The 26,731-nt window shown below is 58.4% G+C and carries 20 protein-coding genes and 1 tRNA gene; 2 read left to right on the forward strand and 19 right to left on the reverse strand.

Annotated features, from left to right (window positions below):
- Positions 1-103 precede the first annotated feature (103 nt).
- The 6 genes from QSJ95_RS30215 to galE all read right to left on the reverse strand — a co-directional run bounded on the left by QSJ95_RS30215 (position 104) and on the right by galE (position 8,561).
- Positions 104-1,792: a glycosyltransferase family protein gene (locus QSJ95_RS30215; protein WP_285647347.1), complete on the reverse strand. Its 1,689-nt coding sequence runs from the start codon at positions 1,790-1,792 to the stop codon at positions 104-106.
- Entirely contained in the window at positions 1,789-3,912 is a 2,124-nt protein-coding gene (locus QSJ95_RS30220; protein WP_269962112.1) for a glycosyltransferase, read from the reverse strand. The genes QSJ95_RS30215 and QSJ95_RS30220 overlap by 4 nt, the downstream gene beginning before the upstream one ends.
- Complete coding sequence (locus QSJ95_RS30225) at positions 3,909-5,243, reverse strand: ABC transporter ATP-binding protein (protein WP_058488098.1); 1,335 nt, start codon at positions 5,241-5,243, stop codon at positions 3,909-3,911. Before QSJ95_RS30225 ends, QSJ95_RS30220 begins: the two co-directional genes overlap by 4 nt.
- Positions 5,233-6,060 carry an ABC transporter permease gene (locus tag QSJ95_RS30230; protein WP_269962113.1) on the reverse strand — a complete coding sequence of 276 codons (828 nt, stop codon included), beginning with the start codon at positions 6,058-6,060 and terminating at the stop codon, positions 5,233-5,235. Before QSJ95_RS30230 ends, QSJ95_RS30225 begins: the two co-directional genes overlap by 11 nt.
- A gap of 337 nt (positions 6,061-6,397) precedes the next feature.
- A complete protein-coding gene (locus tag QSJ95_RS30235; RefSeq protein ID WP_167361043.1) occupies positions 6,398-7,384 on the reverse strand; it encodes a glycosyltransferase family 2 protein in 987 nt (328 codons plus the stop codon).
- 154 nt (positions 7,385-7,538) lie between these two features.
- Positions 7,539-8,561 (reverse strand): UDP-glucose 4-epimerase GalE, encoded by a 1,023-nt coding sequence (galE, locus tag QSJ95_RS30240; protein ID WP_082996410.1) that lies wholly within the window; start codon positions 8,559-8,561, stop codon positions 7,539-7,541.
- A 351-nt stretch (positions 8,562-8,912) separates the two neighbouring features.
- Between galE and QSJ95_RS30245 the strand changes: the two genes are divergently transcribed.
- Both QSJ95_RS30245 and QSJ95_RS30250 read left to right on the forward strand, forming a co-directional pair.
- Entirely contained in the window at positions 8,913-9,899 is a 987-nt protein-coding gene (locus tag QSJ95_RS30245; RefSeq protein WP_069863073.1) for an IS5 family transposase, read from the forward strand.
- 822 nt (positions 9,900-10,721) lie between these two features.
- On the forward strand, positions 10,722-12,251 hold the full coding sequence (locus QSJ95_RS30250) for a glucosyltransferase domain-containing protein (protein WP_285647352.1): 1,530 nt from the start codon (positions 10,722-10,724) through the stop codon (positions 12,249-12,251).
- 351 nt (positions 12,252-12,602) lie between these two features.
- Here QSJ95_RS30250 and QSJ95_RS30255 read toward each other — a convergent pair.
- The 13 genes from QSJ95_RS30255 to QSJ95_RS30315 all read right to left on the reverse strand — a co-directional run bounded on the left by QSJ95_RS30255 (position 12,603) and on the right by QSJ95_RS30315 (position 26,292).
- A tRNA-Thr gene (locus tag QSJ95_RS30255) sits at positions 12,603-12,678 on the reverse strand.
- Positions 12,679-12,749: 71 nt separating this feature from the next.
- The gene (locus QSJ95_RS30260) at positions 12,750-14,288 is read right to left on the reverse strand and encodes a DHA2 family efflux MFS transporter permease subunit (RefSeq protein WP_285647354.1); all 1,539 of its coding nucleotides are present in this window, start codon (positions 14,286-14,288) and stop codon (positions 12,750-12,752) included.
- Between the two features lie 13 nt (positions 14,289-14,301).
- Positions 14,302-15,489 carry an HlyD family secretion protein gene (locus QSJ95_RS30265; RefSeq protein WP_061563041.1) on the reverse strand — a complete coding sequence of 396 codons (1,188 nt, stop codon included), beginning with the start codon at positions 15,487-15,489 and terminating at the stop codon, positions 14,302-14,304.
- A gap of 12 nt (positions 15,490-15,501) precedes the next feature.
- Entirely contained in the window at positions 15,502-16,980 is a 1,479-nt protein-coding gene (locus QSJ95_RS30270) for an efflux transporter outer membrane subunit (RefSeq protein ID WP_285647357.1), read from the reverse strand.
- Positions 16,981-16,983: 3 nt separating this feature from the next.
- Positions 16,984-17,454: a MarR family winged helix-turn-helix transcriptional regulator gene (locus tag QSJ95_RS30275; protein ID WP_043268330.1), complete on the reverse strand. Its 471-nt coding sequence runs from the start codon at positions 17,452-17,454 to the stop codon at positions 16,984-16,986.
- A 402-nt stretch (positions 17,455-17,856) separates the two neighbouring features.
- A complete protein-coding gene (locus tag QSJ95_RS30280) occupies positions 17,857-19,068 on the reverse strand; it encodes a methyltransferase (protein WP_285647359.1) in 1,212 nt (403 codons plus the stop codon).
- 68 nt (positions 19,069-19,136) lie between these two features.
- On the reverse strand, positions 19,137-19,829 hold the full coding sequence (locus tag QSJ95_RS30285) for an ABC transporter permease (protein WP_009613854.1): 693 nt from the start codon (positions 19,827-19,829) through the stop codon (positions 19,137-19,139).
- Positions 19,826-20,521: an ABC transporter permease gene (locus tag QSJ95_RS30290; RefSeq protein ID WP_253392091.1), complete on the reverse strand. Its 696-nt coding sequence runs from the start codon at positions 20,519-20,521 to the stop codon at positions 19,826-19,828. Before QSJ95_RS30290 ends, QSJ95_RS30285 begins: the two co-directional genes overlap by 4 nt.
- 54 nt (positions 20,522-20,575) lie before the next feature.
- The gene (locus QSJ95_RS30295; RefSeq protein ID WP_285647363.1) at positions 20,576-21,328 is read right to left on the reverse strand and encodes an ABC transporter substrate-binding protein; all 753 of its coding nucleotides are present in this window, start codon (positions 21,326-21,328) and stop codon (positions 20,576-20,578) included.
- 14 nt (positions 21,329-21,342) lie between these two features.
- The gene (locus tag QSJ95_RS30300; protein WP_043268338.1) at positions 21,343-22,116 is read right to left on the reverse strand and encodes an ABC transporter ATP-binding protein; all 774 of its coding nucleotides are present in this window, start codon (positions 22,114-22,116) and stop codon (positions 21,343-21,345) included.
- 291 nt (positions 22,117-22,407) lie between these two features.
- On the reverse strand, positions 22,408-24,717 hold the full coding sequence (locus QSJ95_RS30305; protein ID WP_502945333.1) for an LTA synthase family protein: 2,310 nt from the start codon (positions 24,715-24,717) through the stop codon (positions 22,408-22,410).
- 363 nt (positions 24,718-25,080) lie between these two features.
- On the reverse strand, positions 25,081-25,317 hold the full coding sequence (locus tag QSJ95_RS30310) for a hypothetical protein (RefSeq protein ID WP_285647369.1): 237 nt from the start codon (positions 25,315-25,317) through the stop codon (positions 25,081-25,083).
- A 63-nt stretch (positions 25,318-25,380) separates the two neighbouring features.
- Positions 25,381-26,292 (reverse strand): hypothetical protein, encoded by a 912-nt coding sequence (locus QSJ95_RS30315; RefSeq protein WP_285647371.1) that lies wholly within the window; start codon positions 26,290-26,292, stop codon positions 25,381-25,383.
- Positions 26,293-26,731 lie beyond the last annotated feature (439 nt).

A 26,731-nucleotide genomic window follows, 5' to 3' on the forward strand; every position in this document is an offset into this window, starting at 1 on the left:
GTGGTAAGCCCTTCGCGCTATTGCATAGAACCTTGGCGATAAAAAACTCATCAACTCGACCTTCCACTAAACGACTTGAAAAAATAGCTAAAAATTACTGGAATCATTTTCGCCGGAAACGCTGCAGGAAACGACCGATTCTGGACCTGACTTGCGCTGGTATCGGCAAGCGGCGAGCCACGCGCTGCATCATTGCGAATATCCCGACTTCACCCCGAGAGTCGAAATGACCAGCGCGGACGAAACGGGTTATTCCTCTCAGTGGTCGCGTAAATCTCCAGGAGCGGCTGCGATATATCTCTGCCAATGTTGATTCTGCAAAGTGTGTCTGATGTTCAGGTAGTATAGAGGTTTGCCTGACCAGGTTAGCTATTTCTATTTGGGAGCTTTGAAGGTTGCTCTCTGGTATCTCCGCCCGGGCACGTTGCTGATGTACCTCATGCCAAATTTCGGTGATCTGTGCGGTGAGTGCATTTATTCTGCCGATGAGAATGTCTCTTTCGGATTGTGCTTCGCTGACTCGTGCTGCAAGGTGGGCTCTTTGTGATTCCGACTCGGTAAGCCTTTCTTGCAGCGTAGGTGTTCCTTTAAAGAGAAATGGCCAAGGAGCTGGTCCGCCAGAGTTGTCGGGAATGGAGCAAGAATTATTAACTTCCGCAACATTTAACAGCGCGTCTGATAGCAGGGATCGCCAACTGGATCGTCTTTCAAGGTTCATCCCGTGGTCTGCCAGTTTCGGCTCTCGGATGAATTCCTCTAGTTCTTGTGTTACTTGGAGGGCCCTTGATTTTTGATCGTAGAATGGGTTGCTACTACGTAACCAGCACGGAATGCCTGCAAGCTGCAGCCAGAGCGCTACATGATAGGAGCAAGAATAGCCGAACTGGCCAGTAATTCCCTGCTGATTACTGCTTCCCGAATTGCCAAAAATAAGGCTGGTCAAATTAATCAGCCGAGTATCATAGAATGGAAACTGAGCATCGAGCTTCTTGATTGTTTCGAGCGTATCGACAACCTCTTGGCGAGTATCTCGGAATGCTTGAAATATCGTAACTGGCTCCGTAGCGGATGACGTAGCCTTCAGAGCAGATAGCTCGGCCTGTAGAGAAAGATTGGCCGTGTAATCAGACGAGTTAAGATGCAGCAGCAGACCTTCTCCTCGTCTCAAACGAGTGCATTGAGTGAGATCCTGCAAGGCTTCAGTTGCATCATCAAAGGAAAAATGCGGCTCGAACCCCGACTCTAGCAGCAATTGTTGAGAGAGTTCATCTCTCACCCCAAACAACAGCGGCTCAAACTCCTTGATATGGTTGGTAACCTTTTCTTGATAGGGATCCGTGATCTGCTGTCCGGAGACGAAATAGCTAATCCCGGGTGCCAAACGTAGGAAGTGGCTTGCGACCGATAGCACGAAGTCGCCCCACATGTGGTTGAGAAATCCTCCCCCATAAAGATGAACTGCAGCAAGATTTCGAATTTCGCCAACGGCTTTCAGCCTGGGAGAATTCTCATCGAGGATGAGAGGGTAATCAGCAACATAGAGAATGGCATCGGTGCCATATGCCGATTGGGCCCAGTCGGGGAAAGCGGCAAAGCCGATCGCATTTGCAGCCATTACTGAAACAGTAGCATAGCGCCTAGTTTCTTTGACAAGGCGAATGGCATTCAGGTGCTGCAGCACATCACCGAAATTACCATAGCCAAAGTCACTGCCGATCAGTACTAGTTTCTGCTGTTCATTTGCCAGCACGTCGAGACTAGTCTCATCTGCATAGAGATAGATGTTGCTCATGGTTTCTCCTGCACCGTTGTTACTCCAAAGGTCTGGGCGACTCGTTCGGAAAATGCATGTTCGCCATGTCTCTCTTGTATCAGCCCTCGAGCACGCTCACGCATAGAAGATGTATGCTCCCACCGAGCATACATCTGCTTCACGGCTTGCACATAAGCTTCTACTAGAGTTGTGTCATCGATAAGGTCTGGAATTAGATATCCGGTGTCACCGTCTATAACTGCTTCGGCGATGCCTCCCACGTCTGGAGCAATGACGAGAAGACCTGCTCCCATAGCTTCCAGAATTATATTCGGCAACCCGTCAAATTTACTGGTATAGATGAAGGCATCATATTGGTCGATCGGGAGATCAAAGAAGTTTGAGAATTCGCCTCGCCAAGTAAGTCCTGGAGCATCAAATATTTTGCTGTCGTAGCCAGGGTCGATCGTTCCATAGGCATCAATACTGATGTTCGGGATCTCTTGGGATAACCTGGAGGCCACTAAGCGTATTAATTCGGGACGTTTCTCTGTAGCAATGCGTGATGCCCATAGTAAACGCATGCAGGGGGCTGTCGTATTTTTCTTATGCTTTTTAGATATTTTGCAATTTGTATAAATTACATTGTATTTTTGATCATTTTGTCCCAAGGCTGCCGCATCTTTTTCTACGATGCTATAGCAATCTGATACGACTTTATCAATGAAGGAAAAATGTTGGCGCAGGAATTTAATACCCCAAGGTCCGTGAATTCTGTGCTGTTCCCAATCATAGATGCCATCACTGAAGCGATAATAAACTATCTTCAAATGAGCTGATAGTGCTGGGCTAAAGCTGTCCATGATTTGGTGGGAGAACTTGCTTGACTTGAGGTGGAGCCGAGCACCCTCATTAGCGGTCGCGAGTATTGCACGGACAGCAAGAGTGTTTCTGTCCATATCGCTCAGCGATGGAAATGTGTTGAATAAGTCTATAAAAACGCTACCCTTTGGTAACAAGTAGGTCCATTCATGTTTACTTGCACTTTGGCCAGTTAGAACCAGTATCCGTTTTGAGAGTCCTTGGGCCTGTAACTTTCCAAGTATTTGAAGTATATATTTTTCTGCCCCGCCGGGCCTTAACCATGGCAGTAGTACTACATCAGTAAAGGAGTGAGATCCAAGTAACTCATATAATCTTTCCAGCCGGAATCCCCAGTGTTGCCCATCCCAAGGAATAGGGTAATAGCTAGGAGCGCTTTCTATGCGATATGGCTCTACCTCGGGATCCAGTGCTGCGGCTTCAGCGATATAATCCGTCATACCTGCCGAGTCTAGTAGCTCTTTTGCTAGATCTCTCTCATGAAAGCGTCGACGTCCAGCCAAGAAGCCATTCCAATCGGGATGCTCCTTTCGAGAGTTCGTCATGAGTGTGCGGAAAAATGATGGTTCGAACAGCGTCGAATGCGGAATCAGACGAGCCGAAACCGCATTAGCTTGCCTCAGTAGGCTATTGTTTCGTTGTCTGTAAAAAAATACAGTATCGGGTGCTATTAGGAACGTAGTTCCGGATGAAAAAAGTCGGCAGTTGAAGTCCCAGTCCTCATAGGCAAAGCCGGTTGTAACCTTAAGATCAAGATACTGTAGCTCTTTGAAAATTGACGCTCTTAAGAAAATGCGGGATACATACGGGTGCTGATATGCAAAATCTGCTGCGGTCAGCCATTCCGAGCCAACATAGCGCACAACGTGATACTGCTCGCCAAATGCAGCAAGATATTCGATAAAGATTGCGACGTTCTTGTGAGGGTGATTGCGTGCTGTCCGCACAAGCTGAATGAGCGCATTTCGGGAGACCAGGTCATCGGCATCGGCAGTCCAGACAAACTCGCCTTCTGCAAGCTCTACACCGGCATTACGTGCCAAGCCTAGCGAGCCCACGTCAATCTCAACACTCTTGATTGCGGCAAAGCCCGTGAGCGGCGTGGATTGGAATACAGCCCTGGTTGCCGCATCGCTCCGGTCGAAGACGGCCACCAGTTCGACAATGATTCCATGCTGTGCCGCCTCGGTAGCACAGGTATCCAATGAATACAGCGTAGGCCTTAAGTACAGGGCTTCTCTGTGAATATTCAGAACAACACTGACGTCTATTTTCATAGTTGGCATGTAACTTCAAAAGGCATCTTGAACTTGAACCACATGGGGTTTTCCGTGTCGGTCAACACGTCAAACACCATGGCTAACTCATCGGCAAAAACCACCACATTGTCACTGCGATCCCATCTGCTGACCTGATTGACCCGGAGGGCGACCGAATAAGACTGTCCTCCCCGTAAAGACATACTAGACTTGAAGATGAATAGTCCCTTTTGGCCGGCAGAAAAGTTGAGGCTGTGTCGGTGGGTGTTGAAATAGCTCTCCCCTGTCAGTTCCTGGCCAAACTGATCCTTGATTAGGAAGCCGACACTGATATTTCTGACAGTCTGATGAGGCTCCAGCTCAAATTCCAGAGAGAAGCTCTCTCCCTGTTGCAAATAATCAACTATTTGGCCTTGAGAGTTTCTAAGTCGCTTGGCACTAACCGATAGAACAGACCCGCCATCCAGCATAGTGGTCGCTGAAGGAGAATTTACAGCGGTTTCAGTATTGGCAGTATGATCAGTTTGCTTTGGAAGTGCTGGTTCTTGAATATTGCCGTCTTGTTGCTCCTCATCGTGCCGGGCGGTTTGCAGGGTAATGCGGTTATGCTCAATGAACACGTCGTTCATGTAAGCATTGGTCACTTCAGTGACGCCGCCCTGCATTTTGATAGTACCGCTCTCCAGCCATATTGCTTCGTCGCAGAGTGCGCGTACGGCATCGATGGAATGGCTGACAAAAAGAACAGTGCAGCCACTTTCCATCAATGTGCGCATTCTGGCCATGCTCTTGTGCTGGAACCAAGCATCCCCTACGCTCAAAGCTTCATCCACGATCAGGATATCGGGTTCCACGTTGACGGCCACCGAGAAAGCCAACCGAGCAAACATACCGCTGGAGTAGGTTTTGACAGGCTGATGAACAAAATCACCGATATCCGCAAAGGCGAGGATATCGTCTAGCTTTCTGCTCACCTCTTCTTGGGTCAACCCCAGAATCTGCGCATTGAGATAAATATTCTCGATGCCGGTGAACTCAGGATTGAAGCCGGACCCCAGTTCCAGAAGTGCGGCTACTCTGCCGTTGACTTCGATGTCGCCGTGAGTCGGTGACAGCGTAGCGCAGATCATCTGCAGGAGTGTCGACTTGCCCGCGCCATTCTTACCAAGAATGCCGAGAACCTTGCCCCTGGGAATGAAGAACGATACGTCCCTCATTGCCCAGAACTCCCGGAAATAGCGCTTTCCAAATCGTCCCAAGAGCATCTGCAGCAGGCGATGATGGGGCTTATCGTAAATCTGGTAGCACTTCCCCAGATTCTGAACACGGATGGAAAAGTCAGAGGACATCGGCAAAGCCCTTTCGTGTTTTCTGGAACCAGCTGAATCCCAGCCATGCAAAGGTCAGGGACAGTACAGTCCATATGGTCCATTCGAACCAGTCGATGCTTTTGCCCCAGATCATGAGGTTGCGGGCTTCTTCAACGATATATGTTAGTGGATTGAAATGCATGAACCATTGATATTTCTCCGGCAATGCTCCTATGGGGTAGAAAATGGGAGACAAGAACATCAGGACGGTCGTCACTACGCCGATGAACTGGCCCACGTCGCGCAAGTAAACGCCTAGTGAGGCGAGAATCCATGAGACCCCTAGAATTTGTAGGCAAAGGGGTACCAGGATTAGTGGAAAAGCCAATATGTTCGCATGTGGTATGCCAAAGAAAATCAAGTAAAAGCCGAGCCATACGACTAAACTGATCATCATATGGAATGCCGCTGCTCCCAAGGAAATTACCGGTAATATTTCCAATGGAAAAATGACTTTCTTGACGTAATTCGCGTTGCTTAGAATCAGGCTTGGTGCCCGGTTGACCACCTCGGAAAAGAGATTGAATATCAGCAGGCCAGCAAACAATACCAGGGCGAACTCGACCCGCGAACCGCCTCCTCCTTGCCAGCGCGCCTTGAAAACTACGCTAAACACGAATGTATAAACTGTTAGCATCAATATTGGGTTGAAGAATGACCATAAAAGCCCCATTACCGAGCCGCGATATTTTCCAATAACTTCACGCTTGATTAAGTTGAGTATCAGGCTTCGGTGGGCCAAGATCGAACGCCCAAAAGCCAATGGCGATATTGATCTGATAGCATGGGGGTTCATATATATTCCTTTGAGTTTCTAGAGTGCCAATAGGCCAGCAACATGCTGCATATTCATCGAGCTGTTGTCGTCTAGTTTTCTTGCCGATGTGTGCGTTAGTCATAATTGGCTTTGCTCACATAGGCTTTAATTTTATTTTTACTCTGCATTCTATGTTTTAAATCAGCCTGGCTCTATGTATTTTTATTCTGGACTGTCTGGTTTATGTGTTCCAATTTTTGCCGCGATAGCGTCAAGATATGTTTTTTAGTAACGAATCTCTTGAAGATGACCAGTCGGCCAATACGAAATTACTGTCAATAAAATCCACCCTGCTGGTAACTAGAATTAGCATGGACTATATTTTTTTAAAGATTGCTGCAACGACCAGTCCAAGGTTTCCCAGCAAGGTTTGACGATGGATTCCGCTGTGCTTTAGATGATATAGGCGGGGCACAAGGCTCATATGACGTCCTTTATTGAAATGCTCAAGTATTTCCAGGTTTTGTGGCGTCAGCTTGTCTTGGAGCTTATAAAGTGCCGCGACATTGGCGTCATTCCAACGACTGAAATGGCCCTTATTTAATTGGCTAATCCGCTTGAGGCGCCCTTGCCAAGTTGTATTCATGCCAGCTAGGTTTCTGTCGTGCTGACGATAGCGCAGAGAAGGATATCGATCAAAAAAGACCGAACCGCCACAACCACTAACCACAAGGTAGGACCACCAGTCATGGGAGGGCACGGGTGTGTCACATCCTACGTCGCTGAGCAGTGCTCGGGCTGCATTGTTGAAGACTATTGTGTTACCACCGCCGATGCTCTGCACTAGTGCATTAGCAAAACAGGGGGGTTTAGAAAATAGTGGTGATAAGCCGATTTCATTGTTATCTGCATCAACGAGTCTGGTGCGGGAGCAATATAAAGCAGGTTTGTCGGTGGAAACGGTCTCTAGCCATAGTACGGCTCGCGCCAGCTTATCCGCCTCCCAAATGTCATCCTGATCGGCATAGGCGTAATAGTCTGCTTTGATATCAGCGTTACAAGTCAATGATAGAAAATTAGCAGAAAACCCTTTGCCTGGTCCTTCGAGTATCCTTAAGCGGTCAGTGGACCATCGTTGTGCATAGGCCTCAAAGACTGCATGTGTTCCATCACTGGATCCGTCATCTGAGGCCCAAACTTCCCAGTTGCTGTGTGTCTGGGTGGCAAATGAATCAAGTTGCTCCGGTAGGTACAATTGGCCTTGGTAAGTTCCCAGAAGAATTGCTACTTTCGGCAATGTTCCAGTATGTGTGTGGGGGCAATCTACCACTTGATGATTTTCTTGTCGGTTGGCGGCAGGCATTAAACGCTCCATGAGTCTCTCGTGTTCTCTTTCCCGATAACACGTACAGAGGTTATCCGGATGGAGGCCCACGAGAGGCAAAGTTTGCTACCACGACCTTTCAAAGCAGTGTTCATTTCGTCAAACAATGAAAAATTTCACGTCTTTGGTTTCCTCAGGACTCGTCTAGACCGGTTAGATAGCCGTTCGGGTTTTGCGTCTGCCAGCGCCAAGCATCAATGCACATGCTTAACAAGTCCCTCTCTGCGTGCCAGCCAAGATACTGCGCGGCATGACTCGGATCGGCATAGCAGGAAGCAACATCGCCGGGGCGTCGGTTCGCTAGCTGATAAGGAATAGGTCGGCCACTAGCCTGTTCGAAAGCACGAACCACGTCGAGTACGCTGTAACCGGTGCCGGTGCCAAGGTTAGTCTCGAAGCATTGTGGGTGGTCCAACCGCTCTAGTGCCTTCAGGTGGCCGTGTGCTAGGTCGACTACATGAATGTAGTCGCGTACACCTGTTCCGTCTGGTGTAGGGTAATCACTGCCCCAAACCATCAACTGCTCGCGCCGACCAACGGCGACCTGTGCGACGAAAGGCATCAGATTGTTCGGAATGTCTCGCGGATCCTCGCCAATGCGTCCACTTGGATGGGCGCCAACTGGATTGAAATAACGCAAGATGGCTATCTGCCATGAAGGGTCGGAGCAATATAGATCGCGCAGCATATCTTCGACGATCAGTTTGCTTCGGCCATAGGGATTGGTGGCCGATAGTGGGTGGTCTTCGGTCAGCGGTAATCGCTGGGGCTCACCATATACGGTGGCTGATGAACTGAATACCAATCGACGTACCCCGCAATTATTCATTGCATTGAGTAGTCGATGTGTGCCGACGACATTATTGTCGTAGTAGGCGAGTGGCTGTTCGACTGATTCGCCGACAGCCTTCAGGCCGGCAAAATGAATCACTGCATCGCAACTGTAAGCTTGTAGCGCGGATTCGATGGCCGCCTGATCGCGTATGTCACCCTCCACGACGATGAGTGATTTGCCGGTCAGTTCCTCTACTCGGCGCAACGATTCATGGTGGCTGTTGCAGAAATTGTCGAAACAAACGACTTCGTGGCCAGATGCCAGCAATTCTAGGCAGGTATGCGAGCCGATATAGCCGGCGCCACCAGTGACGAAAATCATCGAAAGTCCCACTTTAAAAAGGTGATATCTTAACCCGGCTATCCATCCTCCGACTAGGGAGCGTTCTGCCCCGAGCTAACCATTGATCTATTAGAGACGGCTGTACGAAGTAGTGCGCCTCGTCAAGAGAGTTCAGAACAAGTCGTCATCTCCTGGCCAAGGTCCTCCGGGCCGCTGATGATCGTATACCTCAGCAGCTGAACTGGTGTGGCTGCAGCGATCCGACGATGAAGGATGAACTGTACGAGGCATTCCCTTGCGCCAGGTTTTTGGCTTGACTCTATGGAAACTCCGGAAAAGTCCCGGCTGATCTGATGAAATGGCACCCCCGCTGAACCCGAGCCCTGTCGCATGACCCAAATGAGCTTTTCCGATGCCGAGTACGCTGGCAAACGCAAACAGACCCGGCGCGAGCGCTTTCTGGCAGAGATGGAGCAAGTGGTGCCTTGGGCTGGGTTGCTGGAGTTGATCGAGCCGTCCTATCCCAAAGCTGGCAATGGTCGTCCGCCGTATCCGCTGGAAACCATGCTGCGCATCCACCTGCTGCAAAGCGGGTTCGCCCTCAGCGATCCGGCGATGGAGGAAGCGCTGTACGAGATCACCTCGCTGCGTCAGTTCGCCAAGCTGTCGCTGACCCAGGGCAGCATCCCGGAAGACACGACGATCATGAACTTCCGCCACCTGCTGGAGCAGCATGGTTTGGCGGCGGGCATCCTGGCTGTAATCAATGGCCATCTGGGCGAGCGAGGGCTGTCGCTGCGCCAGGGCACCATCGTCGATGCGACTATCATCCATGCACCGAGCTCGACCAAGAACAAGGAATGCAAACGCGATCCTGAGATGCACCAAACGAAGAAGAGCAACCAGCACCTCTTCGGGATGAAGGCGCATATCGGCGCCGATGCCGAGTCCGGCCTGGTGCACAGCGTGGTGGGGACGGCGGCCAACGTGGCCGATGTCACCCAGGTCGACCGATTGTTGCACGGCGAGGAGAACGGGGTGTGTGCCGATGCGGGCTACACCGGCGTGGAGAAACGCCCGGAACATGAAGGGCGTGAGGTCATCTGGCAGATCGCGGCACGGCGGAGTACCTACCAGCGCCTGAGCAAGCGCAGTGTTCTATACAAGGCCAGGCGCAAGATCGAGAAGGTCAAAGCGCAGGTACGGGCCAAGGTCGAACATCCATTCCAGGTAATCAAACGCCAGTTCGGCTACACCAAGGTGCGCTTCCGGGGACTGGCCAAGAACACCGCGCAACTGGTGACGCTGTTCGCCCTGTCGAACCTATGGATGGCCCGTCGGCACTTGCTGGCCGGCGCAGGAGAGGTGCGCCTGTAAAACACAGAAGCCAGGGCAAAAGCCTGGCTTCGGGTGAATCAGCCCCCGAAGGCTGGGCTGAAAAAGGAGTCAGGTCGCCAATCAGTTGCGTGTGACTGACTTGTTCGGAGCTTCCCTAGGGGAGCAAGGTCCGTCGCGGCGCCTTGCTCATCTGGGCGCCGAGCTCGATCAAGGATCAGGGCGGCAAGCGTAACCCGGAGACACACCAAGCCAAGAAGGAGAATCAGTATTACTTGGATACGATAGCCCGTACTGATTCCGATAAAGGGGGCGTATGGCGCTAGTGTGCGAATAGCTATACGGCAAGGAAAGTGTGGTGTTTGCTGACGCCGACCGTACTGGAGTCGAGCGACCTGTGGGTCGCCAAGTCGTCTGGCAGGTCGCGACTTAGCCCAGTACAAGACGTATGGCAAGGATGCCCCTCGTGCAAGGTACTGCGCAAAATCGAGAACGCCAAAGCCCAGTTTCGTCTCCAAGATCAAACTGTCGCGTGATCAAACGGCAGTTTGGCTACACTAAAGCGTGTTGCGGGAAGGGGGCGTCCAAAAAATCGACGTAAATGAATCAGCTTGTTCGCTCTGTCGAAACGTTGAATGGCGCGCCGAAATTTGTAGATGGTTATAAGTGAGTGTTCCGTAGCAGAGGAGATGCTGGCCGTAGCGATGATATTGAGCATGATGGATTGATTGGCTTAAGAAATCCGATACTAATATGGCCAAAGAATATCTGAAATGACTAAGGTGTCCTCAGAAGCCATGTTTTTTGTCGTGTGAGGCTAACTGCTTTCGTAGCTTGTGTTGCGACTCTTGGATGGAGATCTTAATGATTAATAAAAAATATCTTTATTTTGTATGGTCTCGAGATGATATGAGGCTCTTCGCTCTAATATTCTTTTTTTCTATTATTGCCAAGGGAGCGGCGGCATTCCGGGGCGTGTCGATAGATGATTACCCGTTTTCCTTAGGCGTTTCAGATAAACAGCTTGAGCTTTTCTTAACCCAGGGGAGGTTTCTGGGGTGGCTTACTGCGTATGTCATAGATGCCATTGGGGTAAATCTCAATGATACATATTTCGCGTCGGCCTTGCTTGTGATCGCCTTGCAGGCGGCTCTTGTTGTTTCTGTGATGCGTTTTGTTGGGTATTCATCATTAATTAGTGCTGGAATAATCGGCGGATTGATTTCGCTGTATCCTTACTCTGCCGAACTACTGACCTTTAAAGTGATTCTGCCAATTTACGCGCTGGCGCTCGTTTTTACCATAATTGCAATTGAGTCTGCTAGGGAGGGCTCCAAGGGATTTGGGGTTAAAGTTGTTGCGATGCTGTCTATTGCTGCCGCGCTAATGACCTATCAAGCCTCTTTGAATTATCTATTGGTTGCTGCCTATGGTTGTTTGCTTATGAGTGTCATATTCAAGAGGAAAGACACTGAGAGCGAGCTTGAGTACCATGCCATGAGGTCCCGGGGATGGTGGCTTCTGCTGTTTTCTTTTTTAGGGGCCGCTTTATTCTTGGCTACGCTATCCCTTGTAAAGCATCTCGGTTTAGTTGGCGATGTCACCGCGCGAGCTAAATTCATTGGGATCAATCAGCTTTCAAAAAGGGTTGAAGAGGTATCCAGTGCTCTGTATATAATTTTTTTAAAATCAGAACCGATTTTTCCGATTGGTTTGAAAGCAGTTTTTATGGTTATAACTCTCACCGCTATTCTGCTTGTTTTGGCTAATTTGCTAAGAGGTTTTCGTAATTATTGGAATTTGGTTTTTGGGTTGTTTTTGCTGTCATTGATTCCGCTGTTATCCATAGGAATAATAATCCCTTTCAATGATTGGTGGCCTGTTCCCAGGGTTCTTGCTCATGTCTCATTACTATTTGGTCTGCTTTTTCTTGCAGCCGAAAAAACCATCTCTCAGGGGGCGTGTAACTTAATTGGTAGATTCTTTATGGTCGGTGGATCTCTGATATTGCTTGGGTTTGTTTTTATAAATAATCAGGTGTTTGCCGATCAGCAAAAAATTGCCCAGTGGGATCGCTTTAAGGTGAATCGCATTGTTGGGAGGCTCGAAGGAATGCCAGACTTTAAAGATATAGAGAGATTGTATGTGAATGGGGGGGGATGGGGCTATCCGATTGGCCTAAGGACTCTTCAGGGTGATATGAATATTTCTGCGTTTTCCGCAGAGTGGTCTAAAGTGCCATTGGTTCTCGAGTCCACTGGATATAATTTTGGTCGTCCATCTGCTACCGATATAAAAATTGGCACTGAACTTTGTGCGGAAAGAAGTCCTTGGCCAGATAAGGACTCTGTATTTGTTCGTGGTGAGTTAGCCGTAGTTTGCCTTGAAAGGTAGGATTTAATAAGTATTCCTAAGGATGGTCTGAAAAAGCCCCTACTCGAAAATGCGCCCCAGTAGCCACGCGGCTTACAGGCCTGCAAACTCGAAAAAGGCAGGCTTTTTCAGAGTTTCCCTAACAGGCAGGGAGGGGGGTAGGCGGTACGGTTGTCGTTGATCAACAGATATCTGCCTTCGACGTAACGTACGAACTTGCTCTAGTTCACGGCCGCAAAAGGGCAGAAAGGAGAGTACAACGTCTCAGTGACTCCACGCCAATAGGGCATGGACGAGAAAGCCGATTTTGTACGTCTAATTGTACGTTCGGCGAAAATGACAAGGCCCCGCATTGCTGCGAGGCCTTTGAAATGGTGCCGGCACCAGGAGTCGAACCCGGGACCTACTGATTACAAGTCAGTTGCTCTACCAGCTGAGCTATACCGGCAAGGAGGGACGCCATTATAGCCACGCGCCGGGCGGTGTAAACCTCTGATTTTTCAGCCTGTGCCCGTTCGCTCAGTGGCCGCTGGCGGCGGCTCCCGGCTTGGCGCCGAAGGGGGGCTTGGCCAGCCAGATGATGGCCAGCAGGGTCAGGAACAGCCAGCCGAGCAGGGTGAAGTATTCCACCGTGGAGAGCATGTAGGCCTGGCTTTCGACAATGCGGTCGAGCATGGCCGCGCCGTGCTGGTTGGCGCCGCCGAGCAGGTCCAGGGCGTCGCGGGTGGCCGGGTCGTAGGTGCTCAGGCTTTCCGTCAGGTGGGCGTGGTGCAGCGTGGCGCGGCGATCCCAGATCCAGGTGGTGAGGGAGGCCGCGAAGCTGCCGCCCAGGGTGCGCAGGAAGGTGGCCAGGCCCGAGCCGTCGGCGATCTGGTCCGGCGGCAGGTCGGAGAGCAGGATGCTGAGGATGGGCATGAAGAAGAAGGCCACGCCCAGGCCCATGAGGGTCTGCACCAGGGCGATGTGGTAGTAGTCGACCTCGGTGTTGAAGGCGGCGCGCATGAAGCTGGTGACGGACATCACCAGGAACGCCAGGCCGGCGAGGATGCGCAGGTCGAAGTTGTTGGCGTAGCGGCCGACCAGCGGCGAGAGGAACACCGGCAGGATGCCGATCGGCGCCGCGGCCAGGCCCGCCCAGGTGGCGGTGTAGCCCATCTGCGTCTGCAGCCATTGCGGCAGCAGCAGGTTCATGCCGAAGAAGCCGGCGTAGCCGCCCACCAGCGCCAGGGTGCCGAAGGTGAAGTTGCGGTGCACGAACAGGCGCAGGTTGACGATCGGGTGCTTGTCGGTCAGTTCCCAGATGACGAAGGCCGCCAGGGCGATGACCGACACCACGGTGCCGCCGACGATGAAGTTCGACTCGAACCAGTCCAGGTCGTTGCCCTTGTCGAGCACGATCTGCAGCGCGCCCACGCCGAGGACCAGCAGGATCAGCCCCATGTAGTCCATGGGCGCGTGCTTGATCACCACCGGGCGTTTCTTCAGTTGCTGGTAGACCACGAAGGCGGCGAACAGGCCGATCGGCACGTTGATGAAGAAGATCCACGGCCAGCTGTAGCTGTCGGTGATCCAGCCGCCGAGGATCGGCCCGGCGATGGGCGCCACCACCGTGACCATCGCCAGCAACGCCAGGGCCATGCCGCGCTTGGCCGGCGGGTAGATGGAGATCAGCAGCGTCTGGGTGATCGGGTACAGCGGCCCGGCGACGAAGCCCTGCAGGGCGCGGAAGCCCACCAGCATGCCCATCTGCTGGGCCACGCCGCAGAGGAAGGAGGCGATCACGAAGAGTAGGGTGGCGGCGATGAACAGCCGCACCTCGCCGACCTTGCGGCTCAGCCAGCCGGTCAGCGGCAGGGCGATGGCGTTGCTCACCGCGAAGGAGGTGATCACCCAGGTGCCCTGCTCGGCGCTCACCCCGAGGTTGCCGGAGATGGTCGGCAGGGCGACGTTGGCGATGGTGGTGTCCAGCACCTGCATGAAGGTCGCCAGGGACAGGCCGATGGTGGCCATCACCAGGCTGGGCGGGCTGAAGGCGCCGTTGCTGCTGTTCTCGCTCATGATGCTTCCGGACTCAGCGCGCGGCGGTGCTGCGGCCGCGGCCGTCGGCCATGTTGGCGTGGATCAGCTGCTCGATGAGCTGGTCCGCCGAGGCCAGCTGCTGCTGGTAGACGTCGGTGGAGAACAGCGCTTCCTTCGGCGGCTGCTGCGACAGGGCTGGGCCGCTCTGGTCGTGCAGGTCGACGTTGACGTCCATCGACAGGCCGATGCGCAGCGGGTGTTCTTCCAGTTGCCTGGCGTCGACGCGGATGCGCACGGGCACGCGCTGGACGATCTTGATCCAGTTGCCGGTGGCGTTCTGCGCCGGCAGCAGGGAGAAGGCGCTGCCGGTGCCCACGCCCAGGCTTTCCACGCTGCCCTGGTACTTGACCGAGCTGCCGTAGAGGTCGGAACGGATTTCCACCGGCTGGCCGATGCGCATGTGCTGCAGCTGGGTTTCCTTGAAGTTGGCATCGATCCACACCTGCTCCAGCGGGATCACCGCCATCAGCGCGGTGCCCGGTTGCACGCGCTGGCCGACCTGCACGGTGCGCTTGGCCACGTAGCCGGTCACCGGCGCGACTATCACCGCGCGGGCGTCGTCCAGGTAGGCCTGGCGCAGCTTGGCGGCGGCCGCCTTGACGTCGGGGTGGGAGGCGACGACGGTGTCGTCCACCAGCGCGCGGTTGGTGTCCAGTTGCTGCTCGGCGCTGGTCAGCGAACTGCGCGCGGTGTCCAGGGCGTCACGGGCATGGGCCAGCTCCTCGCGGGAGATGGCGCCGTCGTCGGCCAGGTGCTGGCGGCGCTTGAAGTCGGCCTCGGCCTTGGCCAGGGCGACCTTCTTCGCGGCGACGTCGGCCTTGTAGCCGTCGACGTTGCTGAACAGCCCGCGCACCTGGCGCACGGTGCGCGCCAGGTTGGCTTCGGCCTGCTGCAGGGCCACGTCGGCGTCGCTGGGGTCGAACTTCACCAGGACCTGGCCCTTGTGCACCAGGTTGCCGTCGTCGGCGCCGATGCTGACCACGGTGCCGGTGATCTGCGGGGTGATCTGCACCACGTTGCCGTTGACGTAGGCATCGTCGGTGTCTTCGTGCCAGCGCCCGTAGAGGAACTCCCAGAGCGCCGCGGCGATGCCGGCGAGGATGACGACGACCAGCAGGATCAGCAGCCAGCGCTTGCGCTGGGGGTTGCCGCCGGTGGTTTCTTGGGTATCGGTGGTCATGGCGGTTGCCTCTTAGTGCACGGCAGCTGCGCCCGCCTGGGCGAGCGGGGCGGAAGACGGGGGAACGGAGTCGGCCTGGAAGCCGCCGCCCAGGGCTTGCACCAGCTGGACGGAGAGGTCGATGCGCTGGGCTTCCAGGTTGGCCAGCTGGCGCTCGGCGAGCAGCAGCTGTTGCTGCACGCTGAGGGCGTCGAGGTAGTTGCCGACGCCTTCGCCATAGCGGCGCATGGCCAGTTCGAAGTTGGACTTGGCGATGTCGCGGGCCTCGCGCTGGTCGACCAGTTGCTGCTCCAGCGAGCGCAGTTGGCTGAGGTCGTCGCTGACCTCGCCCAGGGCGCCGACCAGGGTCTTGTTGTACTGCGCCACGGCCAGGTCGTAGTCCGCATCCTTGCCGGCCAGGTTGGCGCGCAGGCGGCCGCCGTCGAACAGCGGCAGGGAGATGGCCGGGGCGACCTGGAAGAAGCGGCTCGGCGCCTCCAGCAGGTCACTGGTGTGCATGCTGGCCAGGCCGACCATCGCGCCCAGGTTGAGGTTCGGGTAGAACTGCGTCTTCGCCGCCTGGATGTCCTTGCTCGCGGCCTCGACGCGCCAGCGTGCGGCGACTATGTCCGGGCGGCGGCCGAGCAGTTCCGCCGGCAGGTTCGGCGGCAGGCTCAGGGCGTCGGTCTTGAGCGCTTGCGGGCGCTGCAGGTCGAGGCCGCGGTCCGGCCCCTGGCCGAGCAGCACAGCCAGGGCGATGCGGTCGCTGGCGATCTGCTGTTCGGCGGCGGCCAGCTGCTGGCGGGCGCTGGCCACCTGGGTTTGCGTCTGCTGCAACTGCACCTTGCTGTCCAGGCCGGCGTCCATGCGTTTGCGGCTGAGCTCGAACAGGCGCTGCGAACGTTCCAGCTCGTCGCGGGACAGGTCGCGCACGGCGAAGGCGTGGCCCAGCTCGCTATAGGCGCGGGCGACGTTGGCCGAGAGGGTGATGGCCGCGGCCTGGCGGTCCACCTCGGCGGCGTTGGCCTGGCCGAGGGCGGCTTCCCAGGCGGCGCGCTGGCCGCCCCAGAGGTCGAAATCGTAGTTGAAGCCCAGGGACAGGTACTTCACCGCCGAATAATGCCCGCCCGTTGGCGCGGGGAGCACGCTGGTGGGCGCGCGGATACCCGCATAGCTGGCCTTGCCGTTGAGCGTGGGCATGCGCTCGGCATCGGCGGCGTTGGCCGCGGCGGCGGCCTGGCGCGCGCGGGCGTCGGCGATCTGCAGGTCCGGCGTGCCTTTCAGGGCCTCGTCGATCAGGCTGTCGAGCTGGGCGTCGCCCAGGCTGCTCCACCAGTTCCGGCGTGGCCAGGCGGCACTGGACAGCGGTGTGCCGTCGAGGCTGCGGCCAGCCTGCAGCGAGGCGCTGTCGAGCGCCTTGCCGTTGGGCGCCAGGCCCGAGGAGCTGACGCAACCGGCCAGCGCCACGGCGCTGGCCAGCAGGGTGGCGGCGGGTAAGCGGAATGCACGCATGGCCTACTTCTCCTGGGTCGCGCCGGGCGCGACGCCATGGCTGGCGAGGATCTTGTCCAGCAGCCGGGTGAGAGTCAGCAGTTCCTCGGGGCTGAGGCAGCCGACCAGTTCGTTCATCGCCCGCACGGCGATCTGTGGCGCCTGGGCGTTCACCGCCTCGCCGGCGGGGCTGAGCTGCAGGCGCACGCTGCGCCGGTCGTTGGGGCAGGGCTGGCGCAGCAGCAGGTCTTTCTTCGCCAGGCGATCGAGCATGCGCGTCATCGAGCCGCTGTCGATGGACAGCTCGCGGCACAGCTCGCCCGGGGTGTTGGCGCGGTTCTGGCCGATGAAGAACAGCACCTTGAACTGCGCGGCGGTGATGTCCAGGTGGATCAGGTGCTTGTCCAGCAGGCGGTCCTTGAGGATGGCCGCCAGCCCCAGCAACTGGCCGATCGAGCCCCTGAACGGGAAGTCCGTGACGCGGTAGTGATCCATGGCAAGGCTAATAACTGTCTAGGCAGGAAATCTGTTTCGAAATAATACTGCCTAGGCAGCTAATGACAAATAGCGGATTGTTGCAAATGGGCAACAATCCGTTCCTGAAAGCACTATGCGAGCGTTCCGCGAAACAGGATGTGCCCGCTCGGTGTGCGACGCGGCCCCGGCAGCAGTGCTTATGCACAATGCCGGGGCATGGCTTGGCGGCTAGTGCTAAAAAAGCCTCAGCGTTTTCCAGTTTTTACCTAAGTATGTGTTTTTAAAAGAAATTATCTGGTCTGTTCAAAATTCGAACAGAGCCGCGCCGACAGGCCAGCAGCGGGCCGCGTGAGCGATTTTCCCGGTGTTCTCAACAGAGTTATCCACAGGTTCTGTGGGCTTCTCTCTGGAACGCTCGTACTAGACGTGCTCGGCGAGAATGAGCAGGTTTCGCGGCGTGACCTGGCTGGCGCAGAAGCGCCCCAGGCGTACCCGGTAGCCCTGTTCGACGAGGAACAGCGCGCGGTCGAGCAGCAGCCAGAGTTCCAGCGGGCGGCGGAACAGGCCGCGCACCAGTTCGAGATTGCGCACCTCGGCCAGGCGCCGCCAGCCTTGGGCCTCCAGCGCGCTCCAGTCACGCTCGGCGGGGCGGGGCAGGCCCTTGAGCGCGGCCAGGTCGCGGCAGTAGTCGGCGAAGGGTTTGTGCAGCCAGTCGGTGGGCACCGAGGGCACCGGCAGGTAGCTGTCCTCGCCGCGCAGCTCGCGCTGCAGCAGGTCGAAGGCCAGGCGCCGGGCCATGGAGTTGTCGCGCTGGCGCCGTACCCGGGCACCGGCGGTGACCGTCTCGGCGAGCGGCAGGCGCAGGTCGTCCTGATCCAGCTTCAGGCGGGAAGCGCCCGCGGCTGTGGATAACGGCTGGTAGTGCTCGCTGGCGATGCGGTTGTAGCAGCAGGGCGCCACCGCCAGTTGCCGGCAGCGCTTACTTGCCGCCAGGCGCAGCAACTGGACGTGCAGGTCGCCGCAGGCGTGCAGGGCCACGGCGGTCTGGCCGGGATGCAGGTAGCGGGCGGCGCCTTCGGCGAGCACGTCCTGCTCGACGTGCATGGCGCGCAGGCCCAGGCGGTCGCTCAGGCGCTGGCCGTCGCTGACCAGCGCGAGGTCGCGCTCCAGGCTCAGCAGCGGCTGCCCGCCATGGGCCAGAAGGCGTCCGAGGTGGCCCTTGCCGGCGCACCAGTCCAGCCACTGCACGGAGGGTGTGGCGAAGTCCAGGCGGCTGGCAAAGGCCTCGATCTGATGCCATTTGCGCCCAGGCACGTCGACCTGGAACTGCGCCGGCAGCCTGGGCAGCGGATGTGACGGCAGGTCCTCGACTTCGCTCAGTTGCGCGGCGCGGTTCGCCAGCTCCGGGAAGGGCGCCGGCGCGGGCAGGCGTTCGGGCTGGTTGTGCGCGACGTCGGCCTGTTCCAGCTCGCGCCCGCGCAGCCAGGCGGCCAGTTCCCGGTGTTCGGCTTCCCAGGGCAGCTCCGGCAGGGTGAAGGGCTTGGGCCGCCACAGCCCCTGGTGGGCGAGCAGGAAGGCGTCCAGGGCCTGGAAGCGCTGGAGCAGGACGTCGTCGGTGAGGCGGTTGGCCACGGCGGTGCGCTGGGAGTGAGTGGCGGGGCGGCGATTATAGCGGCCCCGCCACCTCCGGGAAGCGCCGGTCAGCGCCCCTGCATGGAGTCCACCCGCAGCCAGCGCTCGGCGAGGCGGAACAGGCGGGTGAGGACCAGGGTGATGACCAGGTAGAACACCCCGGCGAGGCAGAAGAACAGCATGGCCTCGTAGGTGCGGGCGATGATGGTGCGGGTCATGCCCATGATGTCGAACAGCGTCACGGTGTAGACCACGGCGCTGGCCTTGAGCATGAGGATCACCTCGTTGCTGTAGGCCGGCAGGGCGATGCGCGCGGCGCGCGGCAGGATGATGTGCAGCAGCGCCTGGCGGCGCGACATGCCCAGGGCCCGCGCGGCTTCCACTTCACCCACCGGGATGGCGTGGATGGCGCCGCGGAGGATCTCGGCGATGTAGGCCGCGGTGTGCAGCGTCATGGTCAGCAGCGCGCACCAGTATGGGTCGCGCAGGTACGGCCAGAGCGGGCCCTGGCGCACCGAGTCGAACTGCGCCAGGCCGTAGTAGACGATGAACAGCTGCAGCAGCAGCGGGGTGCCGCGGAAGAAGAAGATGTAGGTGTAGGGCAGCGCGCGCACGTACCAGTGCCGCGAGGCGCGGGCGATGCCCAGCGGCACGGCCAGGGCCAGGCCGGCGACCACGGCGAAGGCCAGCAGCTCGAGGGTCAGCCCGGCGCCCTGGAGCATCTTCGGCAGCCACTTGAGGATCAGCTCCATGTCGGTCATAGCTCGTTCCTCACGAAACCGCGGCCGGCGCGGCGCTCCAGGAAGTGCAGGGCGGCCATGACGAACACGGTCAGGCCCAGGTAGATCAGCGCGGCGGTCATGTAGAAGGTGAAGGGCTCCTTGGTCGCGTTGGAGGCGACCTGGGCCTTGCGCATGATCTCGTCAAGGGTGATCAGCGAGACCAGGGCGGTGTCCTTGAGCAGGATCAGGTACAGGTTGCCCAGGCCCGGCAGGGCCACGCGCCACACCTGCGGCAGGACGATGCGCCAGAAGATCCGCGGGGCCGACAGGCCCAGCGCCTGGCCGGCCTCGCGGTGGCCCTTGGGCACGGCCAGCAGGGCGCCGCGGAAGACTTCGGTGGCGTAGGCGCCGAAGCACAGGCCCAGGGCGCAGGTGCCGGCGGCGAAGGGGCTCAGGGCCAGGTCGGGCTTGCCGAACAGGTCGCCCACGGCGTTCAGCCCGGCCACGGTGCCGAAATAGATCATCAGCACCCAGAGGGTTTCCGGCACGCCGCGCACCAGGGTGGTGTAGGCGCCGCCGAGCATGCGCAGCAAGGCATTCTTCGAGGTCTTGGCGATGGCGCCGAGCAGCCCGAGGAGCAGGCCGAGGCAGACCGCGGCCAGGGACAGCTTGAGCGTCATCAGGGTGCCGGCCGCCAGCTGCGGGCCGAAACCGTGCAGGTCGAAAATCATGGGGATCGCGCCTGAAGGGGCGCGCCCTGGGTCACAGGGCGCGCCGGGCTGGCATCAGTAGATGCTGAAGGGGAAGTACTTGTCGTTGATCTTCTTGTAGGTGCCGTCGTCGACGATTTCCTTCAGGGCGGCGTTCAGCTTGTCACGCAGCGGGTCGCCCTTGCGCACGGCGATGCCGATCTTGTCGTTGTCGAACACCGGCTGGCCCTTGAACTCGAAGTCCTTGCCGGCGTCGCTCTTGAGCCAGTCGTACTGCACGAACTTGTCGGCCAGCACGCCGTCCAGGCGGCCCGAGGACAGGTCCAGGTAGGCGTTTTCCTGGGTGTCGTAGAGCTTGATGGTGACGGTGTCGGACATGTTGTCCTCAAGCCAGGTGCCGGCGATGGTCGCGCGCTGGGCGCCGATCACCTTGCCCTTCAGGTAGCCCTTGTCGGTCTTGAAGTCCACCGACCTGGGCGCCACGAACTGCAGCTTGTTGGTGTAGTAGGGGTTGGTGAAGTCCACCGCCTGCTTGCGCTCGTCGGTGATCGACATGGAGGCGACGATGAAGTCGAACTTCTTGGCGTTCAGCGCCGGGATGATGCCGTCCCAGTCGGAGGTGACCACCTCGCACTCGACCTTCATCTTGGCGCACAGGGCCTTGCCGACGTCGAGGTCGAAGCCGACCACCTGGCCGCTGGCGTCGATGCCGTTGAAGGGCGGGTAGGCGCCTTCGGTGCCGATGCGCAGCTTCTCGGCGGCGACCGCGTGGGCGCCGAAGGCCAGGGTGGCGGCAGCGGCCAGAAGGATCTTCTTATAGTTCTTCATGCAAAGTTGCTCCGTTAGCGGTGGCTGGACATGAACTGCTTGCAGCGCGCGGACTGCGGGTTCCCGAAGACCTGCTCGGGGGAACCCTGTTCCTCGACCAGGCCCTGGTGGAGGAACACCACCTCGCTGGAAACCTGGCGGGCGAAATTCATTTCGTGGGTGACCAGCAGCATGGTGCGGCCTTCCTCGGCCAATGCGCGGATCACGTTGAGCACTTCCTGGACCATTTCCGGGTCCAGTGCCGAGGTGGGCTCGTCGAACAGTATGACCTTGGGCTGCATGGCCAGGGTGCGGGCAATGGCCGCACGCTGCTGCTGGCCGCCGGAGAGCTGCGCGGGGAAGCTGTGGCGCTTGTCGGCGATACCGACCTTGGCCAGCAGGGCCTCGGCGATCTCGATGGCTTCGGCGCGGCTCTTGCCCAGCACGCGGCGCGGCGCCTCGATGATGTTGTCGAGAATGCTCATGTGCGGCCAGAGGTTGAAGTTCTGGAAGACGAAGCCCAGTTCGCTGCGCAGGCGGTTGATCTGGCGGTTGTCGGCGGCGACCAGCGCCCCGTCCTTGGCCTTCTTCAGCTTGAGTTCTTCGCCGGCGACGATGATCTGGCCCTGGTGGGGGTTTTCCAGCAGGTTGATGCAGCGCAGGAAGGTCGACTTGCCGGAACCCGAGGAGCCGAGAATGGAGATCACGTCGCCTTCGCGGGCGGTCAGGGAAATGCCCTTGAGCACTTCCAGGTCGCCGTAACGCTTGTGCAGGTTACGGATTTCCAGTGCGGGTATGGCCTCGGCCATTGGGGGCTCCTCTATTGTTGTTCGGATGCTTCGCGGCGCGCCGCGGCAGGGGGTAGGGCCTTCCTGGCGAACGCAACCTATCACGCGACCCGGGGGGCGCCAAGCGTCCGGGGGCCGCGCCGGGCCTGGATGGTGGCATCTTGTCGCATTGCCGCAGTGCCTTGTCGCCTGGGCTGAACACCGGGGGCCCGGAAGCCTGACGAGGGGGCCGGCGAAACGAGGGGCGCGATAGTGCCAGCTTCGCCGACGGGGGAAAAGACCGCAGGCCCCGACATTGGTCGGGGCCCGGGTTCACTGGGTGATCTGCGGCTCGGCGGCGTTGCTGTCGCGGCTCTCTTCGTCGAGCTGGTCGAGCTGGCCGGCCATCAGCGCCGGGCGGCCACCGATGCGCGGGCCGGGCAGCACGCTGCCGTCGGCCAGGCGGGTGGGATGCTCGCTGGCATCGATGGCCGATTTGCGCGGCTGCGTCTGCACGTGGAAATCGGTGATCTCGATGATGCCCTTGCCTTCGGCCAGCAGGTGGAAGGAGAAGGCCTTGCGCGCCCGCTCGTTGTCGAAGCCGAAGGTCACCTGCAGCGGCTTGTCGCGGGTCAGCAGCGGGAACTCGGGGATCGGCAGGTTCACCGGGCGTTCGAACTCGCGGGTCTTCAGCTGCACCCTGGCGCCGGCCTTGTCCATCTGCAGGGCGCGGATCTTCAGGCTCACGGTGGTGTGGCTGTCGGCCGGGAACTCCAGGTACTGGGCGCCGATCAGGTTGTCGGTGTACTCGTTGGTGACCTGCGGCTTGATGCGGATCTTCTCCTGGGTGGCGAACTGGTATTCGCGGCCCATCGGGTTACCGATCACCGAATGATCCAGGATGCCCGCGCGGGCGGCGACCAGGCGCGCATCGCGGCCGCTGAAGCGGCCGACGAACTGGGCGCTGTCGGCGATGAAGCCATCGCTCTTGTAGCGCCGGCAGACCTGCTGGAAGTCGCATTCGGTGAAGGTCTGCCTGCCGTCGTGGAAGCGCAGCATACCGTTGGTGAAGGAGACCATCTCGCGGCCCTTGTCGTACTCGCGGAACAGCGAGCGGCCGGAAACGTCCTTCGGCGGGGTGAAGCCGAAGTAGTCGAGGATCGAGGCGTCCATGTCGACGTGGCCGTAGACGCCGCTCTTCACCGGCGGCAGCGCCGCCTGCTCGGGAGCCAGCACCAGGTTCAGGCCCCAGGACGAGGCCAGGCGCACGTTGTCGATGCCGTGGGATTCGTCGGAGGTGACGATCACCAGGGTGTCCTTGAGCACGCCCTGTTTTTCCAGGCCGGCGAGGAAGGCGTCGACGGCGTCATCCAGGTAGCCCACCGCGGCCTGGCGCGGCGTGGGGTACCTGGCCAGGTATTCCGGGGTGGCCGAGTAGGGCTGGTGGGTGCCGACGGTGAGCAGGGTCAGCATCCACGGCTTCTTGTCCTTGCGCAGCTCGCCGACGTAGTCCAGCGCGCCCTCGAAGAAGGCCTTGTCGTCCATGCCCCAGGCGAACTCCAGGTAAGGCTTCTTCTTGAACCAGTCGCGGCCGAGGGTCTTGTCGAAGCCCATGGCCGGCATCACCTTGTCCTTGGCCATGAAGCGCAGGCCGGCGCCCTGCAGGAAGTGGGTGCTGAAGCCGTGCTGACGCAGCTGCGCCGGCAGGCACTCGGCGGCGCGGCCGGGGTTGGACAGCAGCTCGACGCCCTTGGGCGTGCCGTTGTCCAGCTTGCTGTAGTCGCCGCAGAGCAGGGCGTAGAGGCCGCGGATGGTCTGGTGGCTGTGCACCACGTAGTCCGGGGTGGTCATCGAGCGTTCGGCCCAGGCGCTGAGCCTGGGCATCATGGATTCTTCGTAGCTGCTGCTCAGCGCCGCGCGGTTGGTCGCCACGTAGGCGCCGGGGATGCCTTCCATGGTGATGATCAGCACGTTCTTCGCCGTGCCCGGGCCGGACAGCAGCGGGGTGCCGGACAGGTCGAGCTGGGTCAGCCCGGTGACGTCGGGCGGGGTGTCGCCCTGGTCGCCGGCCAGCCAGTCCTCGACGGCGAGCTGGCCCTGGCTGGCGGCGCCGGCCAGCAGGCGGTGCGGCAGGTTGAACTGCTTCCACACGTCGACGTCGTTGGGGATCACGTACTGCAGGCCGAAGTGGGCGCCCAGCAGGGCCACCGGCACGGCATAGGCGAAGCGCGACAGGCGCTGTTCGCGGCGCCGCCACAGCACGGCGCAGAGCACGATGGCGCCGAGCAGCGCGCCGGCCAGCCACGGGTGGGCGATGCCGCCGCCCTGAGTGGAGTTGCCGACGAAGGTCGGGTCGGCCATGAAGTGCAGGTCGCTGGGATCGGGCATGCGGCCCACGGCGCTGACCAGCTCGGCGTTGCCGATCGTCATCAGCGCCCACAGCAGCATGATCGGCAGGGCTACGAACAGGCGCAGGCGGTGCAGCAGCAGGACCAGCAGGCTGCCGATGGCCAGATCCGAAAGGTAGCCATACAGGTTGCCCCAGCCAAAGGCGTGGCGGCTGGCCAGCGGGATCGCCAGGAACAGGATGGCAAGCGTCGCGAGGTTGCCGCGTTGTTGCCACCAGCGTTTTAGAGGATGCACGAGCACTCCCTTTTCAGGCATCGAGGGCCTGAAAGTATCCCATCCCTCGGGCGGAAATCATCCGGAATGTCATCATTCTGAAAAAACGTTGTGCTACGCGCCAGTAGACAACGGAAACCGCGGGAGTTTCGCCGGGCGGGCGACCAGTGGCGGAAGCGCGGCCGTGATCGGCTGAGGGCGGAAATGCAAAAGGCCCCTGGTTCTGGTGAACGCAGGGGCCTTTCGGAGTCTTGGTGCCAGGGACGGAATCGAAAGTATTGCTCGGCTGCCCTTTATTCGCAGTTCTTGGCGCTTTGAATTTCCGCTGTACCCCTATTCGTACCCCTAAACTCCAATGCACCTTCCAGGGGGCTATACGACGATTCAGCGCTTGCTGTAGTAAGGCAAGCCGCGTCCGCGGGCGATGTAGCTGTTCAAGCCTCGGCCTGCCAGCGCAAGACGTTTCAACTCGGCTACAACCATTGCTCCCGGAGTCATCGAGTTGTAGACGTAGTATCGGCATCTGCCACTGGCAAACTGTACGGTGATCGCATCGTCAGTGATCTCAAACGCCACCACGTTCGAGCGTCCGCTCAGATTGGGGTATCGCTGAAAGGCCATTTACCGACTCCTTGGTATTCAGGCGGGAGGCTCAGCTGACAGAGCAGCTTGGGGAGTCCCGGATTAGTAGATCTTTTTCACGAGAATGCTTTTGGGGACCAGAACGCCCTTGTTGAAGTCTTGGGCGTAGGTGACAACAACGTCGGAGCTGATCTTTTCTTCAGCCATAGCTTTGTCGGCAGGTACACCGTCTGCGAAATACAGTGGCAGCCTCTTATCGCCAGTTATCGTCGGCAACGTTGCTTTCCAGCCACCCTCGGTACGATCCCGGTCGAGAACCCTGATCTCCACGGTTGTCTTTTCGTAGGCAACCTCTACGTCGCGAGCACGGAAGTCAGCCTGGGCAGGGGCATCTGTTGCCGCTTGGTGGGAAAACGAAACGCCGGCCTTTTCTGTTCCTGCGTAGATGCCACCACCATTTTCACCAGAGGCAGGGCTAACGAAGTCGAGAGCAGCGGACACCACCCTCTTTTTATCGCCAGCCATGGCCGCATCAACGGCCTTCTTCAGGCTATCTGCGGAGACCCCGATAGCATCGGCGCCGATGTTGATGATTGTGTTGTTGTTGGCCTGAATGCTCGGCGTATCGCTTTTCGTGAAAGAGTCATACGCGGTGATAGCGGAGCTTGCCACTAGCAAGACGCCAAGCGCTGCGAGGCCACCGACAGCTGCAAGTTTCGTAGCTCGTCCCATTTTGGTGTCGCTCACCCATGCCTTGAATTTCGCCTTGTCCTCTTCACTGAGGAACGAAAGAGTCACCTCCAGTACCTCTTTTAGGCTTCCGGATTCGATCTTCGAGACTTTCAGTTCTTGGAGGTCGATTGCCGTGTCGCTGAGCTCGCCCAGCAGTATAGGTACCTTGGCTGCGAGCTTCTCAAGCGCCAACAGGGACTTCACTAGCTCGTCAATTGGAACCGGTTGCTTGGTCTCAAAGTAAAACGAGAGTGGTAGGGAATAGGTGATCAATTCAGACACGGCGATGCTCTCCTTGCGTGGCGCCGAATCTAGCGTATTCGTACGGCGGCTGCCATTCCGGAGTGTGGTATTGGCAGTGTGATTGCGCTGCTGTTGACATAAGTCTTATGCCGTTCAAGCGATCCGCATAGACGAGGCGCTTCCGGTTGACGCCAGCAGTAGAGTCCAGAAGCCATGCGAGTTTCAGGTCAAACCGGAACCGGAAGCGGGGCGGCTCCAAAAAGCTGGCATGTAGTCCGCGATCGGGGCTCGAATTACCCTCGACGGCCCTACCCCTGGGGAGGACCCACCCAGGGGGCGGTGGCGCAGTTCTGCGCCACCAGGTTGGCCATGGGGCTCCGCAGATTGTGGAGACCTCAGCCAGCGGCTGATGTGAGCAGGTTAGCTTCCACCTTGGAGCTGGGCTTCACCTATCCCATCACCAGAGGTTGGCGAGGGT

It is taken from the genome of Pseudomonas sp. NBRC 100443 (assembly GCF_030268185.1).
Classification (GTDB): domain Bacteria; phylum Pseudomonadota; class Gammaproteobacteria; order Pseudomonadales; family Pseudomonadaceae; genus Pseudomonas; species Pseudomonas citronellolis.

What these genes read in the sequence shown, in the direction of transcription:
- QSJ95_RS30300 (WP_043268338.1), bottom strand. Translation starts at nt 22,116, where the DNA reads ATGGCCGAGGCCATACCCGCACTGGAAATCCGTAACCTGCACAAGCGT.
- QSJ95_RS30270 (WP_285647357.1), bottom strand. Translation starts at nt 16,980, where the DNA reads ATGCGTGCATTCCGCTTACCCGCCGCCACCCTGCTGGCCAGCGCCGTG.
- QSJ95_RS30285 (WP_009613854.1), bottom strand. Translation starts at nt 19,829, where the DNA reads ATGACCGACATGGAGCTGATCCTCAAGTGGCTGCCGAAGATGCTCCAG.
- QSJ95_RS30290 (WP_253392091.1), bottom strand. Translation starts at nt 20,521, where the DNA reads ATGATTTTCGACCTGCACGGTTTCGGCCCGCAGCTGGCGGCCGGCACC.
- galE (WP_082996410.1), bottom strand. Translation starts at nt 8,561, where the DNA reads ATGATTTTCGTCACTGGTGGCGCCGGCTATATCGGCTCGCATACCTGC.
- QSJ95_RS30265 (WP_061563041.1), bottom strand. Translation starts at nt 15,489, where the DNA reads ATGACCACCGATACCCAAGAAACCACCGGCGGCAACCCCCAGCGCAAG.
- QSJ95_RS30225 (WP_058488098.1), bottom strand. Translation starts at nt 5,243, where the DNA reads ATGTCCTCTGACTTTTCCATCCGTGTTCAGAATCTGGGGAAGTGCTAC.
- QSJ95_RS30250 (WP_285647352.1), top strand. Translation starts at nt 10,722, where the DNA reads ATGATTAATAAAAAATATCTTTATTTTGTATGGTCTCGAGATGATATG.
- QSJ95_RS30260 (WP_285647354.1), bottom strand. Translation starts at nt 14,288, where the DNA reads ATGAGCGAGAACAGCAGCAACGGCGCCTTCAGCCCGCCCAGCCTGGTG.
- QSJ95_RS30295 (WP_285647363.1), bottom strand. Translation starts at nt 21,328, where the DNA reads ATGAAGAACTATAAGAAGATCCTTCTGGCCGCTGCCGCCACCCTGGCC.
- QSJ95_RS30230 (WP_269962113.1), bottom strand. Translation starts at nt 6,060, where the DNA reads ATGAACCCCCATGCTATCAGATCAATATCGCCATTGGCTTTTGGGCGT.
- QSJ95_RS30275 (WP_043268330.1), bottom strand. Translation starts at nt 17,454, where the DNA reads ATGGATCACTACCGCGTCACGGACTTCCCGTTCAGGGGCTCGATCGGC.
- QSJ95_RS30245 (WP_069863073.1), top strand. Translation starts at nt 8,913, where the DNA reads ATGACCCAAATGAGCTTTTCCGATGCCGAGTACGCTGGCAAACGCAAA.
- QSJ95_RS30310 (WP_285647369.1), bottom strand. Translation starts at nt 25,317, where the DNA reads ATGGCCTTTCAGCGATACCCCAATCTGAGCGGACGCTCGAACGTGGTG.
- QSJ95_RS30235 (WP_167361043.1), bottom strand. Translation starts at nt 7,384, where the DNA reads ATGCCTGCCGCCAACCGACAAGAAAATCATCAAGTGGTAGATTGCCCC.
- QSJ95_RS30220 (WP_269962112.1), bottom strand. Translation starts at nt 3,912, where the DNA reads ATGAAAATAGACGTCAGTGTTGTTCTGAATATTCACAGAGAAGCCCTG.
- QSJ95_RS30215 (WP_285647347.1), bottom strand. Translation starts at nt 1,792, where the DNA reads ATGAGCAACATCTATCTCTATGCAGATGAGACTAGTCTCGACGTGCTG.